Source organism: Methylobacterium sp. E-046 (assembly GCF_022829625.1).
Classification (GTDB): Bacteria; Pseudomonadota; Alphaproteobacteria; order Rhizobiales; family Beijerinckiaceae; genus Methylobacterium; species Methylobacterium longum.
Window position 1 is genome coordinate 1 of sequence record NZ_JAKSYP010000085.1, and the last position, 14,500, is coordinate 14,500.

14 protein-coding genes are annotated in these 14,500 nt (G+C 73.3%); 9 read left to right on the forward strand and 5 right to left on the reverse strand.

Features of this window, described 5'->3' with window-relative positions; all coding sequences use genetic code 11:
- Positions 1 to 367, forward strand: a 367-nt coding sequence (locus tag MKK82_RS06830) for a response regulator (RefSeq protein ID WP_243985060.1), incomplete at its 5' end; no start/stop codon positions are given.
- 318 nt (positions 368 to 685) lie between these two features.
- On the opposite strand, the gene MKK82_RS06835 is transcribed toward MKK82_RS06830, so the two are convergent.
- Positions 686 to 1,810 (reverse strand): alpha/beta hydrolase, encoded by a 1,125-nt coding sequence (locus tag MKK82_RS06835; RefSeq protein WP_243985062.1) that lies wholly within the window; start codon positions 1,808 to 1,810, stop codon positions 686 to 688.
- 219 nt (positions 1,811 to 2,029) lie between these two features.
- On the opposite strand from MKK82_RS06835, the gene MKK82_RS06840 reads away from it, so the two are divergent.
- A complete protein-coding gene (locus tag MKK82_RS06840) occupies positions 2,030 to 3,664 on the forward strand; it encodes an alpha-D-glucose phosphate-specific phosphoglucomutase (protein ID WP_243985064.1) in 1,635 nt (544 codons plus the stop codon).
- Between the two features lie 76 nt (positions 3,665 to 3,740).
- On the opposite strand, the gene MKK82_RS06845 is transcribed toward MKK82_RS06840, so the two are convergent.
- A complete protein-coding gene (locus tag MKK82_RS06845) occupies positions 3,741 to 4,259 on the reverse strand; it encodes a GNAT family N-acetyltransferase (protein WP_243985066.1) in 519 nt (172 codons plus the stop codon).
- A gap of 190 nt (positions 4,260 to 4,449) precedes the next feature.
- Here MKK82_RS06845 and rpsD point away from each other — a divergent pair, with 190 nt between their 5' ends.
- Positions 4,450 to 5,067, forward strand: coding sequence for a 30S ribosomal protein S4 (gene rpsD, locus MKK82_RS06850; RefSeq protein WP_010686187.1), 618 nt, complete (start codon positions 4,450 to 4,452; stop codon positions 5,065 to 5,067).
- Positions 5,068 to 5,165: 98 nt separating this feature from the next.
- Here rpsD and MKK82_RS06855 read toward each other — a convergent pair whose 3' ends face one another.
- Positions 5,166 to 5,492 carry a hypothetical protein gene (locus MKK82_RS06855; RefSeq protein ID WP_243985068.1) on the reverse strand — a complete coding sequence of 109 codons (327 nt, stop codon included), beginning with the start codon at positions 5,490 to 5,492 and terminating at the stop codon, positions 5,166 to 5,168.
- Between the two features lie 125 nt (positions 5,493 to 5,617).
- Here MKK82_RS06855 and MKK82_RS06860 point away from each other — a divergent pair, with 125 nt between their 5' ends.
- From MKK82_RS06860 to MKK82_RS06880, 5 genes are all read left to right on the forward strand, one after another.
- Entirely contained in the window at positions 5,618 to 5,962 is a 345-nt protein-coding gene (locus MKK82_RS06860) for a DUF2293 domain-containing protein (RefSeq protein ID WP_238290210.1), read from the forward strand.
- A gap of 83 nt (positions 5,963 to 6,045) precedes the next feature.
- On the forward strand, positions 6,046 to 6,255 hold the full coding sequence (locus MKK82_RS06865; RefSeq protein WP_238290211.1) for a molybdopterin-binding protein: 210 nt from the start codon (positions 6,046 to 6,048) through the stop codon (positions 6,253 to 6,255).
- Positions 6,256 to 6,560: 305 nt separating this feature from the next.
- The gene (gene tsaD, locus MKK82_RS06870) at positions 6,561 to 7,652 is read left to right on the forward strand and encodes a tRNA (adenosine(37)-N6)-threonylcarbamoyltransferase complex transferase subunit TsaD (protein WP_238290213.1); all 1,092 of its coding nucleotides are present in this window, start codon (positions 6,561 to 6,563) and stop codon (positions 7,650 to 7,652) included.
- A complete protein-coding gene (locus MKK82_RS06875; protein ID WP_243985070.1) occupies positions 7,649 to 8,503 on the forward strand; it encodes a GNAT family N-acetyltransferase in 855 nt (284 codons plus the stop codon). The genes tsaD and MKK82_RS06875 overlap by 4 nt, the downstream gene beginning before the upstream one ends.
- Positions 8,500 to 9,498, forward strand: coding sequence for an NAD(P)H-dependent glycerol-3-phosphate dehydrogenase (locus MKK82_RS06880; protein ID WP_243985072.1), 999 nt, complete (start codon positions 8,500 to 8,502; stop codon positions 9,496 to 9,498). Before MKK82_RS06875 ends, MKK82_RS06880 begins: the two co-directional genes overlap by 4 nt.
- 22 nt (positions 9,499 to 9,520) lie before the next feature.
- On the opposite strand, the gene MKK82_RS06885 is transcribed toward MKK82_RS06880, so the two are convergent.
- Entirely contained in the window at positions 9,521 to 11,929 is a 2,409-nt protein-coding gene (locus MKK82_RS06885; RefSeq protein ID WP_243985074.1) for an EAL domain-containing protein, read from the reverse strand.
- Positions 11,930 to 12,160: 231 nt separating this feature from the next.
- Here MKK82_RS06885 and MKK82_RS06890 point away from each other — a divergent pair, with 231 nt between their 5' ends.
- Complete coding sequence (locus MKK82_RS06890) at positions 12,161 to 12,574, forward strand: EVE domain-containing protein (RefSeq protein ID WP_243985076.1); 414 nt, start codon at positions 12,161 to 12,163, stop codon at positions 12,572 to 12,574.
- Positions 12,575 to 12,742: 168 nt separating this feature from the next.
- Here the strand turns inward: MKK82_RS06890 and MKK82_RS06895 are convergent, their stop codons facing one another.
- The gene (locus tag MKK82_RS06895; protein WP_238290218.1) at positions 12,743 to 14,275 is read right to left on the reverse strand and encodes an ATP-binding protein; all 1,533 of its coding nucleotides are present in this window, start codon (positions 14,273 to 14,275) and stop codon (positions 12,743 to 12,745) included.
- Positions 14,276 to 14,500 lie beyond the last annotated feature (225 nt).

Sequence of the window (14,500 nt, forward strand, 5' to 3'; positions counted from 1 at the left end):
GATGCTGGTCACCGAGGTGCTGGAGGATCTCGGCTACACGGCGATCGAGGCCGCCGACAGCGTCGCCGGGCTGAAGGTGCTGCAATCGGACGTGCGCATCGACCTCCTGGTGACGGATGTCGGCCTGCCGGGCGGCATGAACGGCCGGCAGATCGCCGATGCCGGCCGCGCCCGGCGTCCCGGCCTCAAGGTCCTGTTCATCACCGGCTACGCCGAGAACGCGGCGGTGGGAAGCGGGCAGCTCGATCCCGGCATGCAGGTGCTGACGAAGCCCTTCGCCATGGAGGCGCTCGCCGGGCGGATCCGGGACCTCATCCACGTCGCGGCGCCCCCGCAGGGGGGCGACCCGGGCTCGGGGACGCGCTGAGGCCGCGACCCGGTCCAAGATCCGGTCCGCGACCCGATCCAAGACCCGGTCCGCGACCGCCGGCGGCCGACCCGTCGGGGGGGCGCCGAAACTAAGGACCGGGAGCCGCGCCCGCGTGGCGCACATCCGTGCAGCACACGAGTGCAGCGCGCGCTACACGACACCGCCCTGCGGCAGGCTGATCGGGGGCTTCCGCCCGTCCCCCTCGGCCCGAGGTGGCCGCGCGGCGGCCTCTCGGGATGAGTCGGGATGAGGACGTGGGATTGGAGGACCGCCCCCGGCCGCCCTGTGTCGTGGACCGTGGCTCTCGGCGCGGCTCTAGTTCAGCGCCTGCGGGTCCGCCTCCGTGAGGAAGGCGCCGACCTCGTGGAGGAACTGCATGCGGTTCTTCTCCATCATCACCGTGTGGGTGCCCTCTCCCAGCTCGACGAAGCGCTTGTAGGGGGCGTGCGTCAGCTTGGTGAAGTATTCCTGCGCCTGGTAGCTCGGCAGGTCGGCGTCCCACTCGGCGTGGATGATCAGCACCGGCACGCGGATCTCGCCCGGGTCGTAGAGCGGCTTGCCCGCCGCCCAGTAGGCGTCCTTGTCGGCGACCGTGCCGTTCGGCGCCCGCAGGACCGGCGGCGACTGCTTCGCCCCGACTTGGTCCGTGGCGAAGGTCGCGTCGGCCCATTGCTCGAACCACCCCGCCGGGATCAGGTCGGCCTTCTTGTCCTCGGGCACCCCCGTCAGCCAGCGCGTCCGGGCGCTGTCCCGACTGACGCTGCGATAGGCCCCCACGGGCCCGCCACCGCCGATCAGGCCGGGCGTGCGCGCCAGCCATTGCGGCGCGTAGAGGACGAGGCGGTTGACCGTGTCGTTGTGGGTGCTGGTGTAGAGCCCCATGGTGGAGGTCCCCCAGGACCAGCCCATCAGGTCGATCTTCTCGACGTTGCGCCGCTTCCGGATGAAGTCGACGACCTGCCCCACCACCTTTGCGGCGTCCGGCGTGCGCATCAGCGGCGGGTTGTCGGCGGGCGGCGCGTCCATGGCGGCCGGGCGCCCGGACAGGCCGTAGCCCGGCAGGTCGACGCAGTACACGTCGAAGCCGAGGCCCGCGAGGTAGTCCATCGCCGACAGCCCGCCGAGCGGCAGGTCGAAGGCCGTCGAGGACGGGTAGGTGGAGCCGTGCACGTAGAGCAGGATCCGGTCCCCCGGGAACCGGTCCGTGCCGGCCGGGCGCTTGTTGCGCACGTAGATCTCAACCCCGGGCTCGCTCCAGGGCAGGCGGAACTCCTCCGTCGCCAGCCGGCCGGCCGGGGCCGCGGTGGCCGGGGCCGCGGTGGCCGATGCCGTGGCCGCGACCGCCGCCCCTGCGGCGAGCGCCCCGACCAGCTCGCGCCGGGCGAGGCCCCGGCCCGGCCGCGCCCCGTTCGGATCCGTCCGCATTGGTCTGTCCGCCATGATGTCCTCCGGCCCGCCTTGTCGGGCGGCTCGTTCGATAGAACCGGCGGGCGCCGGCCGGCGCAACGCCCCGCGGCGCGGACCAGCGGACAGGAGGCGGCTTCCGTCGCCCGATCCGACGGAAACCCCGTGAAAAAAGCCCGCCCTCGTCGCCGGGGGCTGGTGACGCCGCGCCCGCGGACGGGCATTGAGGCGGGAAATCCCGGGAGACGCCCGCTCATGACGACTCCGACCCGCGTCGCGACCACGCCCTTCCCCGACCAGAAGCCGGGCACGTCCGGCCTGCGCAAGAAGGTGCCGGTGTTCCGGCAGCCGAACTACGTCGAGAACTTCGTCCAGGCGATCTTCGACACCCTGCCCGACAGGGATGGCGCGACCCTGGTGCTGGGCGGCGACGGCCGGTTCCTCAACCGCGAGGTCGTGCAGAAGACCCTGCGCCTCGCCGCCGGCAACGGCTTCGGCCGGGTCCTGGTCGGGCGCGGCGGCCTGCTCTCGACGCCGGCCGCCTCCTGCGTGATCCGGAAATCGAAGGCGCTCGGCGGCATCGTCCTGTCGGCGAGCCACAACCCGGGCGGGCCGGACGGCGATTTCGGCATCAAGTTCAACGCCGCCAACGGCGGCCCGGCACCCGAATCCGTCACCGACGCGATCTTCGCGCGCGCCAAGGCGCTGACGGAGTACCGCCTCGTGGAGGCCCCGGACCTCGACCTCGACCGGCTCGGCGACACCCGCCTCGGCACCATGACGGTGACGGTGATCGACCCGGTGGCCGACTACGCCGAGCTGATGCGCACGCTCATCGACTTCGACGCGGTGTCGCGCCTGTTCGCCTCCGGCTTCCGGATGCGCTTCGACGCCATGAGCGCGGTGACCGGCCCCTACGCGACGGCGATCCTCGAAGGGATGCTGGGCGCGCCCGCCGGCACGGTGGTCAACGCGGTCCCGAAGGAGGATTTCGGCGGCCACCACCCGGATCCCAATCCGGTCCATTGCCACGACCTGTTCGACCTGATGCAGGGGCCGGACGCGCCGGATTTCGGCGCCGCCTCGGATGGCGACGGCGACCGCAACATGATCGTGGCCCCGGGGCTGTTCGTGACGCCGAGCGACAGCCTCGCCCTGCTGGCCGCCCACGCCCATCGGGCACCGGGCTACGCGGGCGGGCTCTCGGGGGTCGCCCGCTCCATGCCGACGAGCCGCGCCGCCGACCGGGTCGCGGCCGCCCTCGGCATCAAGGCCTACGAGACGCCCACCGGCTGGAAGTTCTTCGGCAACCTGCTGGATGCGGGCCTCATCACCCTCTGCGGCGAGGAGAGCGCCGGCACCGGCTCGAACCACGTCCGCGAGAAGGACGGGCTCTGGGCGGTGCTGCTCTGGCTCAACATCCTGGCGGCCACCGGCGAGCGCGCCGACGCGCTTGTGCGAGCGCATTGGCGCACCCACGGACGCGACTACTACGCCCGCCACGACTACGAGGAGGTGGATTCGGACGCCGCCAACGGCCTGATGGACGCGCTGCGCGAGAAGCTCGCCGGGCTGCCGGGCACGCGGATCGGCGACCTCACGGTGTCGACGGCCGACGAGTTCGCCTACCGCGATCCGGTGGACGGCTCGCTCACCGAGCGCCAGGGCATCCGCATCGGCTTCGCCGAGGACGCGCGGGCGGTGTTCCGCCTCTCGGGCACGGGCACCGCCGGGGCGACGCTGCGGGTCTACCTGGAGCGCTACGAGAACGCGCCGGACCGGCTCGACCGGCCCGTGGCCGAGGTTCTGGCCCCGGTGGCGGCCGCCGCCGGCGCGATCGCCGAGATCGCGCCGCGGACCGGCCGGGCCGAGCCGAGCGTCGTGACCTGAGGAAGGCCGGGTGTGGGGGCGCTGCGCCAAGTCCTGACGCCAGGTCCCTCACGCCGGGTCCCTCACGCCGGGTCCCTCACGCCAGATCCTTCACCATGTGCACGGTGACGTCGTCGTCCCGGGTCCGGCCCGGTCCATCGTAGGGCTCCTCCCGCTCCACCCGGTAGCCGAGGGCCCCGTAGAGGCGCAGGTTCGCCGTGTACTTCTTGTTGGTGTAGAGGCGCAGCCGCGCGAGCCCCGCCTCGGCCGCGAGGGCGTCCGCCCGCGCCATCAGCGCGACGCCGAAGCCCCGGCCCTGGAAGGCCGGGTGCACCGCCACGTTGACGACCAGCAGGTGGTCGACCTCCGCTTTCGTCTCGATCAGGCCCGCGAGATCCGAACCTGCGAGATTCGAACCTGCGAGACCTGGGCCTGCGCGGTTCGGGCCAACGGGCAGCAGGTCGAAGCGGTGCTCGAGCACCGCCTGCGCGTAATCCGCCCGCATCGGGATCGGCAGCCGGCCGATCACCGGGATCCACTTGGCGTAGGCTGCCGCCACCAGCGCCCGGATCGCGTCCGCGGGCGCGCCGCGCCGGATCGTGGCTGGCTCGTCCATCCGACCTCCCATGGTTGACCGCGGCGCCCCCGTCCCCTAAACACCCGGCCGTCGATGGGGCTCCGCACGGGGCCCCGTCGCGTTTTCACGCGCACCCGTGGGCGGGATCCTCCCGCCCTGTCGTCCCGGACCTGAACGTCCGGGAAAAGGAGGGCGCGTTCCTCATTCTCGTCACGAGAGGACGCGAAACATGTCGAAGCGGATTCAGGCCAAGCACAAGCTCGACCGCCGCATGGGCCAGAACATCTGGGGCCGCCCGAAGAGCCCCGTCAACCGCCGCGAGTACGGCCCCGGCCAGCACGGCCAGCGCCGCAAGGGCAAGATGAGCGACTTCGGCACGCAGCTGCGCGCCAAGCAGAAGCTCAAGGGCTACTACGGCAACATCACCGAGAAGCAGTTCCGCCGCTACTACGCCGAGGCGATCCGCCTGCGCGGCGATTCCGGCGAGAACCTCGTCGGCCTGCTCGAGCGCCGCCTCGACGCCGTGGTCTACCGGGCGAAGTTCGTCGCGACCCCGTTCGCGGCGCGCCAGTTCGTCAACCACGGGCACGTCAAGGTGAACGGCGTCCGCGTCAACATCCCGAGCTATCAGGTGAAGGCCGGCGACCTGATCGAGGTCAAGGAATCGTCCCGGCAGCTCGAGATCGTCATCGTGGCGACCCAGCTCTCCGAGCGCGACGTGCCGGACTACATCGAGGCCGACCACGCCAAGATGACCGCCCGCGTCACCCGCATCCCCAGCCTGTCCGAGGTGCCCTACCCGGTGCAGATGGAGCCGAACCTCGTCATCGAGTTCTACTCCCGCTGAGCTTGCATCGACGGCGACGTCGATGAAGGGGCTGCCCGTTCGGGCGGCCCCTTCGTGTTTCCAGGGTACCGGCCCGGGACCGGGACGGCGCGGAGGCCTCAGCACCCGTGGCAGATCGAGCCCATCGTGTTGCGCATCTTGCTGTCCCAGGCCTTCGAGCGGGCCTCGGCGGCCTTCTGGGCCTTGATCATCTCGGCCTCGTTGACGGTGCGGGGGGGGAGCGCCGCGCCGGTGCCGGGCGGCTTGGTCTGACCGGTGGCGGTGATGCGCCGGCCGCCGGCCGGAGGGGCGGACGGAGAGGCCGTCGGAGACGTGGCCGTGGACGGGGATGGGCCGACGCCCGGATTCGGGGCCGGGCTCTGGGCCAGGGCCGGCGCCGCCCCGAGCAGAAGGCCCAGAATCAGCGCGTGACGAAGAACTGCCATGGACCTGATCTCCCCGGCGAGGACCCATTGCCTGCCCCGCCTCATCCGGGCCCGACCCTAGCCGATCGCGGTCCTGAAATCATGCGGTGCGTGTGCGGGACCGCCGCGGCCTCGGCGCCCCCCCGGTGAGCGGCCCGCCCCCGAACCGCCGCGAGGCCGTCGCCGATGCGCTGGCCCGCCTCGCCCCGCGCCTGCCGGCCTTCGAGGCCGACGCCGCCCTCGACCGGGCGCTGGCGAGCCCGGGCCTGCGCCGGGCCGCGCCCGAGACCGCGGCGCGCCTCGCCCTCGTGGCCTACGCGCGCCACGTCTTCACCGATTACGACGACCTGCTGGCCGACGGGTACGACCGGGACAGCGCCCGCCACTTCGTCCTCGACGATCTCAACGCCGCCCTCGCCGCCTGGGGCGCCGCGCCGATCCCCGAGGAGGCCGCCGTCGAGGCCGACGAGCCGGAGGACGATCCGCGCTGAGGTGGTCGCGCCGGGCGCCGCCATGCTGTAGGAGACCCGCCCGAGGTCGCCCGGTGCGGCCCAGGGAAGCTTGGCGGATCATCATGAAGATCAGCGCGCGCAACGTCCTCAAGGGAACCGTCGTCTCGGTGGACAAGGGGGCCACGACGTCCCACGTCAAGATCGAGGTCAGCCCCGGCCAGGTGGTCACCGCCTCGATCACCAACGAGGCGGTCGAAGCCCTCAAGCTCGTCGCGGGCGGCCCCGCCTACGCGGTGATCAAGGCCTCCGACGTGATGGTCGCGGTCGACTGAGGCGGCGGGGTTCACGGGCCGGCTGCCCGGGGCGGGCGGGGACATCCCATCCGGTCCCCTCATCCCGCGGCGCGGCGGAGCCGCCGCGAAGGCGCCCTCCGGCCGCGCGATCGTGGCGCGCTCCAAGGGCGTTCCAAAGGCGCTCCCCCGTGCGCTCCCCGCGCGCTCCGGAGGCCTCCTCCGAGGCCGCGCTCCGGCCCTCAGGGGGCGACCGGGATAGGCCCCCGACGCCGCGCACCGGCTCCTCGACGCCTCCTCGACGCCGCCTCCTCTCTGCCTTCGCGCCGCGACCGTCGGCGGATAGAATGTGGTCCCGACAAGGAGTTCCGCCCGTGCAGAAGACCGTCCTCGGCATCGAGACCACCTGCGACGAGACCGCGGCCGCCGTGGTGTCGGTCGACGCGGACGGCATCGGCCAGATCCGCTCCAACGAGGTGCTGAGCCAGATCGCCGAGCACGCCGCGTACGGCGGCGTCGTGCCGGAGATCGCCGCCCGCGCCCACGTGGAGGTGCTCGACCGGCTGATCGCCCGCGCCCTCGAACGGGCCGGAACCGGGTTCCGCGACCTCGACGGCATCGCGGTGGCGGCCGGACCGGGGCTGATCGGCGGCGTGCTGGTGGGTCTCGTCACCGCCAAGACCCTGGCGCTCGTGACCCGCAAGCCCCTGCTCGCCGTCAACCACCTGGAGGCGCACGCCCTCACGGCGCGGCTCACCGACGGCATCGCCTTCCCCTACCTCTTGCTGCTGGTCTCGGGCGGCCACACCCAGCTCGTCGCCGTGCGCGGCGTCGGCGACTACGTGCGCCTCGGCTCCACCATCGACGACGCCATCGGCGAGGCCTTCGACAAGGCCGCCAAGCTCCTCGGCCTCGGCTATCCGGGCGGCCCCGAGGTCGAGCGCATGGCCGAGGCCGGCGACCCCGAGCGCTTCGCCCTGCCCCGGCCGATGCTCGGCCGCCGCGAGGCCGACTTCTCCCTCTCGGGCCTCAAGACCGCCCTGCGGATCGAGGCCGAGAAGATCGCACCGCTGGCCGAGCGCGACGTCGCCGACCTCTGCGCGAGCTTCCAGGCTGCCGTGGTCGACGTGGTGGTGGACCGCACCCGAGTCGCCCTGCGGGCCTTCTCGGACGCGGCCGGGCGGCCGACCGCCCTGGTGGCGGCGGGGGGCGTGGCCGCCAACGGTGCCGTCCGGCGGGCGCTGGCCGCGCTGGCCGGCGAGGCGGGCCTGAGCTTCGTGGCGCCGCCCCTGCCGCTCTGCGGCGACAACGGCGCGATGATCGCCTGGGCCGGGCTGGAGCGCCTGCGCCTCGGGCTGGTGGATGATCTCACCGCGCCCGCCCGGCCCCGCTGGCCGCTGGCGGCCGCCCCGGACCGCGCGGCGGTGCCGGCCGGATGAGCGCGGCGGCGCGGCGCGCGCACTGGCGCGACTTGGTGGAGCGGCGCCTGCCCGAGGCCGCCCGGCCGGACTGGCCGGTGCGGCTCGATCACTGCTTCGGCCGCATCCTCCTGGACCACGCCTGCGGCGGTCCCTGGCGCGACCAGGTGCGCCCGCCCGCCCACGCCACCCTGCCCCTCGATCAGCTCGAGACGGCGATCGCGCTCGGCGAGGCGGTGCTGGCCGGCCACGCGGATCTCGCGCTCCTGAACCGGCGGTCGCTCGCGTGGCGCGGCAAGATCCCGCCCGCCCCGGTGCCCGCCATCCGAGACGGGGGCCTGATCCTGCGCCGCTGGCGGCCGGAGGACGCGGCGCCGTTCGCGGCGCTCAACGCCGACCCGGCGGTGATGGCCCATTTCCCGCGCCCCCGGACCGGGGCCGAGAGCGCCGCCGAGGCCGGTCTCCTCGACCGGCGCTTCGTGGCGGACGGGTTCGGCCCCTGGGCGCTGGAGCATGACGGCCGGTTCGTCGGCTTCGCGGGCGCGATGCGGATCCTGCGGCCCCTGCCCTTCCCGGGCGGCGACCGGCCGGGCAGTACGGTCGAGCTGGCTTGGCGCCTGGCGCGGGAGGCCTGGGGGCGGGGCCTCGCCACCCGTGCCGCGCGGCTGGCCCTGGCCGATCTCGCCGGGCGCTGCGGCATCCGCGCCGTCGTGGCTTTCACGGCGGTCGGCAACGTCCGGTCGCGGGCCGTGATGGAGCGCCTCGGCATGGCGCCGTCCGGGACGTTTCCGCATCCGGCCGTGCCGGAGGGGCCGCTGCGCGAACACGTGCTCTACCGGCTCGACGGCGCGGACAGGGAGGAAGCGGCATGAGCGCTGAGACCGCGATCAACGTCGTCGGCGGCGGGGCCTGGGGGACGGCGCTGGCCAACGCCGCCGCCGGGGCCGGCCACCCCGTGACCCTCTGGCTGCGCGACGCGACGGCTGCGGCCGCCCTCCAGGCGGACCGCGAGAACCCGCGCTACCTGCCGGGCGTCCCGCTGCATCCGGGCATCGCGGCGACCGCCGATCCGCACAGGCTCGCCGACGCCCGGGCGACCCTGCTGGTCGTGCCCGCCCAGACCGTGCGCGGCGTGCTGGAGACTCTGCGCGACCCCCTGGCCACGGCCGGTCCGGTGATCCTCTGCGCCAAGGGGATCGAGCGCGGCAGCGACAGCTTCATGAGCGCGGTCGCCGCGGAGACCCTGCCGCCGGGAACGCCCGTCGCCGTCCTGTCGGGTCCGAGCTTCGCGGCCGACGTCGCCCGGGGCCTGCCCACCGCGGTGACCCTGGCGGCTTCCGATCCCGGCCTCGCCGCGTCGCTGAGCGGCCTGCTGTCCGGTCCGAGCTTCCGGCTCTATCACACCGACGACGTGCGCGGCGTCGAGATCGGCGGCGCCGGCAAGAACGTGCTGGCCATCGCGTGCGGCATCGTGGCCGGGCGGGGCCTCGGCGACAGCGCCCGGGCGGCGCTGATCGCCCGGGCCTTCGCGGAGCTGATGCGCTTCGCCCGCACCTTCGGGGGCCGGGCCGAGACGCTGATGGGGCTCTCGGGCCTCGGCGACCTCGTGCTGACCGCCTCCTCGCCGCAATCGCGCAACTTCGCCTTCGGCCAGCGGCTCGGCGCCGGGGCGAGCCCGGACGAGGCCGCCGGCGGCAAGCTCGCCGAGGGCGCGTTCACCGCGGCGGCGCTGGCGGGCCTCGCCGCCGCGAAGGGGGTCGAGATGCCGGTGGCGCAGGCCGTCGCGGCGATCGTGGCAGGCGCGGCCGGGGTCGACGACGTGGTCGCGGGGCTGCTGGCCCGGCCGCTGCGCGGCGAGACCGATTAGGCGTCTGGCGGGCCCCGGTCGCTCACGCCACCGCGGCCGTCCGACCCGGCTGGGCGCCCTGGCTCTGGGCGCCCTGGACCTGGGCGCCGTGGGTATGGGCGGCGAAGCGCTCGATCGGGGCGGGGCGACCCAGCAGGTATCCCTGGGCGGAGGTGCAGTTCTCCTGGGCCAGGAAGGACAGCTCGTCGGCCGTCTCGACACCCTCGGCCACCACGGAGAGCCCGAGGCCGCGGCCCAGGCCCAGCACCGAGCGCACGATCGCGGCTCCCTGGGGGTTGGTGTGGACCGCCTTGATGAACGAGCCGTCGATCTTGATCCGGTCGAACGGGAAGGAGCGCAGGTTCGAGAGCGAGGAATAGCCGGTTCCGAAATCGTCCATGGCGATCTGGACGCCCAGGGCCTTGAGCTGGCGCAGGGTGAGTAGCGCCCGGCCCGGATCCCGGATCAGCGCGGTCTCGGTGATCTCGATCTCCAGGCGGTCGGCCTTCAGGCCGGTCTCGAACAGGGTGCCGTGGACGAACTGCACGAAGTGCGGGTTGTGGAGCTGCACCGCCGAGACGTTGACGGCGATCGCCAGGGGCTGGGTCCAGCCGGCGGCCGTGCGGCAGGCCTCCCGCAGCACCCAGGCGCCGATCTCCAGGATGGCCCCGGTTTCCTCGGCGATCGGCACGAACACGGCCGGCGAGATCGTGCCGCGCGCCGGATGGACCCAGCGCAGCAGCGCCTCGAATCCCGTCACCGCGCCGGTCCCGATCTGGGTCTGCGGCTGGTAGACGAGATGGAGCTCGCTCCTGGCCACCGCGTGGCGCAGGTCGTGCTCCAGCATCCGCCGGTCGCGGATCTGCGCGCCCATGCTGGCGTCGTAGCGGCGGCAGGTGCCGCGCCCCTCGTTCTTGGCCCGGTACAGGGCGGCGTCGGCGTAGCTCAGGAGGGCGCGCTGGTCCGGGGCGTCGTCGGGATAGACCGCGATGCCGATGCTGGTGGCGATCACCGGGCCGGAGGCCGCCGGCACCGCCGCCAGGGTCGTCAGGATCCGCTCGGCCAGCCGCTCGGCGGTCCCGTCCGCGGATCCCGGACCCTGCGGCGTCAGGATGGCGAACTCGTCGCCGCCGAGCCGCGCCATCAGCTGGTTGCCGTCGAGCAGGCCGCCGACCCGCAGGGCGAGGTCGCGCAGCATCGCGTCGCCGGCCGCGTGGCCGAACAGGTCGTTGACCTCCTTGAACCGGTCGAGGTCGAGGCACAGCACGGCGAGCCGGGTGCCCTGGCCGTCAGCGGCGCGCATCGCCCGCTCCAGGCGGGCGTGGAAGCTCGTGCGGTTGGCCAGCCCCGTGAGCGCGTCGTGGTGGGCGAGGTAGTGGATCTCGCTCTCGGCCCGGCGCCGAGCGCGCAGGTCGCGCACCGCCACGGCGTGGTGCGGCTGGCGGCCGTACTCGGCCACCGGGCGCATGATCACCTCCACCGGGATGGTGGTGCCGCCCACCTGGACGAGCTCGGCCTCCAGGGGCTGGTCGGGCGTTCCCGACCCGGCCACGAGGCCCGGGAGGTACGCGGCGAGGCCCGTTCCCGCCAGGCTGGCCGCTTCGGCGCCGGCCAGCCGGGCGAAGGCCTCGTTGGCGCTGACGATCTGTCCGGCGCGGCACACCACCAGCCCCTCCACGGCCGCGTTGGCGAGGCTGAGCAGGCGCTCGCGCTCGAACGCGGCGCGCCGGCGCTCGCGCAGGTCGATCAGGAGGGCGGCCCCGGCCATGAGCAGGATCAGGCAGCTCGCCACGGCCACGGCGGCGGCGAGCCAATCGGTCCGGATCGCGCTCTCCGGGATCGTGACGGCCGGATCGGGCAGGAGGGTCACCGCGCCCATGCCGGTGAAGTGATGGCCGCAGATCGCCAGGATCAGCAGGGCGGCGCCGAGGCAGCGGCCCCGGACCCCGTCGGAGGACAGCCCGACCACAAGGGCGGCGGCCCCGAGCGCAGCCCCGAGGCCCACCGAGACGACGACCAGCGCGGGGTTCCAGAGGAGGTGGCCCGGCACTTGGTAGGCGGCCATGCCGGTGTAGTGCATCGCGGCGATGCCGCCGCCCGCGACCGCGCCCCCGATCGCCGCCCGGACCCGGCCGCCGGTCGTGGCGAGGGCGAAGCCGAGTCCGGTGATCGCGACGGCGTCCGCGTAGGACAGAAGGGTCAGGCCGAGGCCGTAGCCGGAGGGCAGTCCCGGCTCGAAGGCGAGCATCGCCAGGAAGTGCGTCGCCCAGATGCCGGATCCGCCCGCAGCCGCCGCGACCGCCAGCCACGTGAAGCGGCTGCGGCCGCCGGCCCGGACGGCATGGGTCAGAAGCTCCATCGCGGTGGCGCTCGCCAGCGCGCAGACGAGCCCCGCCAGCGCTACCAGCCAGACGTTGTGATCGCCGACGAAGCAACCGATGACGGTCAACATGTGGACAATGGGCTTCCGCAAGGAGACGTATGAGGGTCTATGTTCTGTGATAGAATTTAATATCCAAACAACGACTGGGCTTGATCTTGCTTAATAGGGTTCGGCCGCCCCGCGTGCCGGTGCCGATGCCGGGGCTTGGTCCGGGGCCGTCTCCGCGGCCTGTCCCTCGGGGGCGAAGCTGCGCTATGGCGGGCGCGCCGCCGGGTCCGGGCGGCCCCGGGGGTCTCAGCGATGGCGTACTGGCTGTTCAAATCGGAGCCCGCGACCTGGTCGTGGGATCAGCAGGTTGCGGCCGGCGAGGCCGGGACGTTCTGGAACGGCGTGCGCAACCACCTCGCCAAGAAGCAGCTCATGGCCATGACGGTGGGCGAGCGGGGCTTCTTCTACCACTCGAACGAGGGCAAGGCGGTGGTCGGCATCGTGGCGGTGATCCGGCCCTACTACCCCGATCACACCGACGAGACCGGCCGCTTCGGCATGGTCGACGTGCGGGCCGTGCAGGCGCTGCCGCGGCCGGTGACGCTCGACGCGATCAAGGCCGATCCGGCGCTCGCCGACATGGTGCTGGTGAACAATTCCCGCCTGTCCGTTCAGCCCGTAACCGAGGCCGAGTGGGCCCGGGTGCGCGCCCTGAGCGGGCTGTAACGCGGGCGCCGCGTTCGCGCGCCCGCCCCCTCCGCAGGGGCCGGCGGAGGTACACCCTACCCGATGCGCCCGCGCTGACCGCGGCGCCCGACGCGTGAGCGTCCCGGCTCGCCGCGGGGAGGGCGGGCGCGTGCCGGTGGCGCACCGCGCTTCCCCGGGGATCCGCCGTCACGCCGCCCGGTCGAAGGAGCCCCGGGCCGGCACCAGCTCCTCGTCGACCTCGACCGCCGGCAGCGTGTCCATCACCCGGGTGGCCGGTAGCGTCACCACCACCTCGGTGCCCTCCCGGGGCTTCGAGGTCAGCTTGAACCGCCCGCCGTGCAGCTCGACCAAGCCCTTGACGATCGGAAGCCCCAGGCCTGAGCCCTGCTCGGCGGTCTTGATCGCCAGGGAGCCGCGGCCGAAGGAGGACAGGACCGTGCCGAGTTCGTCCTCCGGGATCCCGGGGCCGCTGTCCTTCACCGACACGTACTGCCCGCCCGAGGCGGTCCAGCCGACCTTCAGCCAGATCTCGCCTTCGGGCGGCGTGAACTTCACGGCGTTCGACAGGAGGTTGAGCACGATCTGGCGCAGCGCCCGCTCGTCCGCCCAGAGCCGCGGCAGCGAATCGTCGACGAGGCCGTGGAAGGTCTGGTTCTTCGCCTTGGCGCGCAGGCCCATCATGTGGCGGCACTCCTCCACGATATGGGCGAGCTGCACCGCCTCCTCGTTGAGCTCGTAGCGCCCGGCCTCGATGCGGGAGAGGTCGAGGATCTCGTTGATCAGGTTCAGGAGGTGCATCCCGCTGTCGTGGATGTCGTTCGAGTATTCCCGGTAGGAGGGCGCCGTGTGGGTGCCGAACACCTCGTTCTTCATCACCTCCGAGAAGCCCAGGATGGCGTTGAGCGGCGTGCGCAGCTCGTGGCTCATGGTGGCGAGGAAGCGCGACTTGGCGAGGTTCGCCTCCTCGGCCCGCCGGCGGGCCTCGTCGGAATTGGCCTTGGCCTGTTCCAGCTCGCCGAACACCGCGTCCTTCTCGGCGCGGGAGCGCAGGGCACCCACCGTGGAGGCGTAGAGGCGGCGGGACAGGCCGAGGAAGAAGAGCTGCGCGCCGCCGGCCATGGCCACGAGCATCAGCGCGTTCATCTCGCCCGGGAAGGCGGAGAGCGAGGCCGTGGCCAGCGCCAGCGGGACCAGGGCGGCGATGGCCGCCAGCGGCACCGTGGCGGCCAGCATGGTGGTGACCGCGGAGGCGATGACGAGTCCGAACAGCGCGAAGGTCCACCCCCCGGTGGCGCCCAGCCCGATCATGGCCGACCACGACAGGCTCTGGAGCACCTCGCCGATCAGGAAGCGGCGGCGCCACCGGGCGAGCGGGCTCGTCGCCGGGTCGGCGCGCAGGAAGCGGCGGCTCAAGGTGGTGTTGAGCGAGATCATCAGGACCACGCCGAGGGCCCAGACCGCCGCCACCGGCGGCGTGATCCAGACGGTCGCGGCCAGGGCGAGGACCCCCGCGAACAGGACCAGCGGGATCCCCGCCCCGGTCCGGTGCTCGGCGTAGTGGCGCAGCAGCTCGTAGTCGAAGGCCCGCTCCAGGCCGGTCTGCGAGGTCAGCTTCTCACGGGCCGAGCGGATCTCGCGGGCGACCCCGCGGCGGCGCGCCGCCTCTTCCGTCGAGGGGCCGCGACCGCGCTGAACCATCTCGACGGTGAGATCGGACATCGCGTCTTGAAACTCGGAAGGGGTGTGGGCTCGGAATCGCTCCGTGAGGATGCGGCGGATGTGTTAAGAAGCGGCTGCCGGTATCCGTTGGATCTTAAGCAATCTGGCTGTTGCGAGGCTGTCGCGAGGTTGTCTCAAGGGTGCCGCGTCGCTCGGGCCGGCGTGCGGTCCCGCACATCGCGCGGGCCGGGGTGAACGCTACGGTTGCACCGCCGACCGCGATGC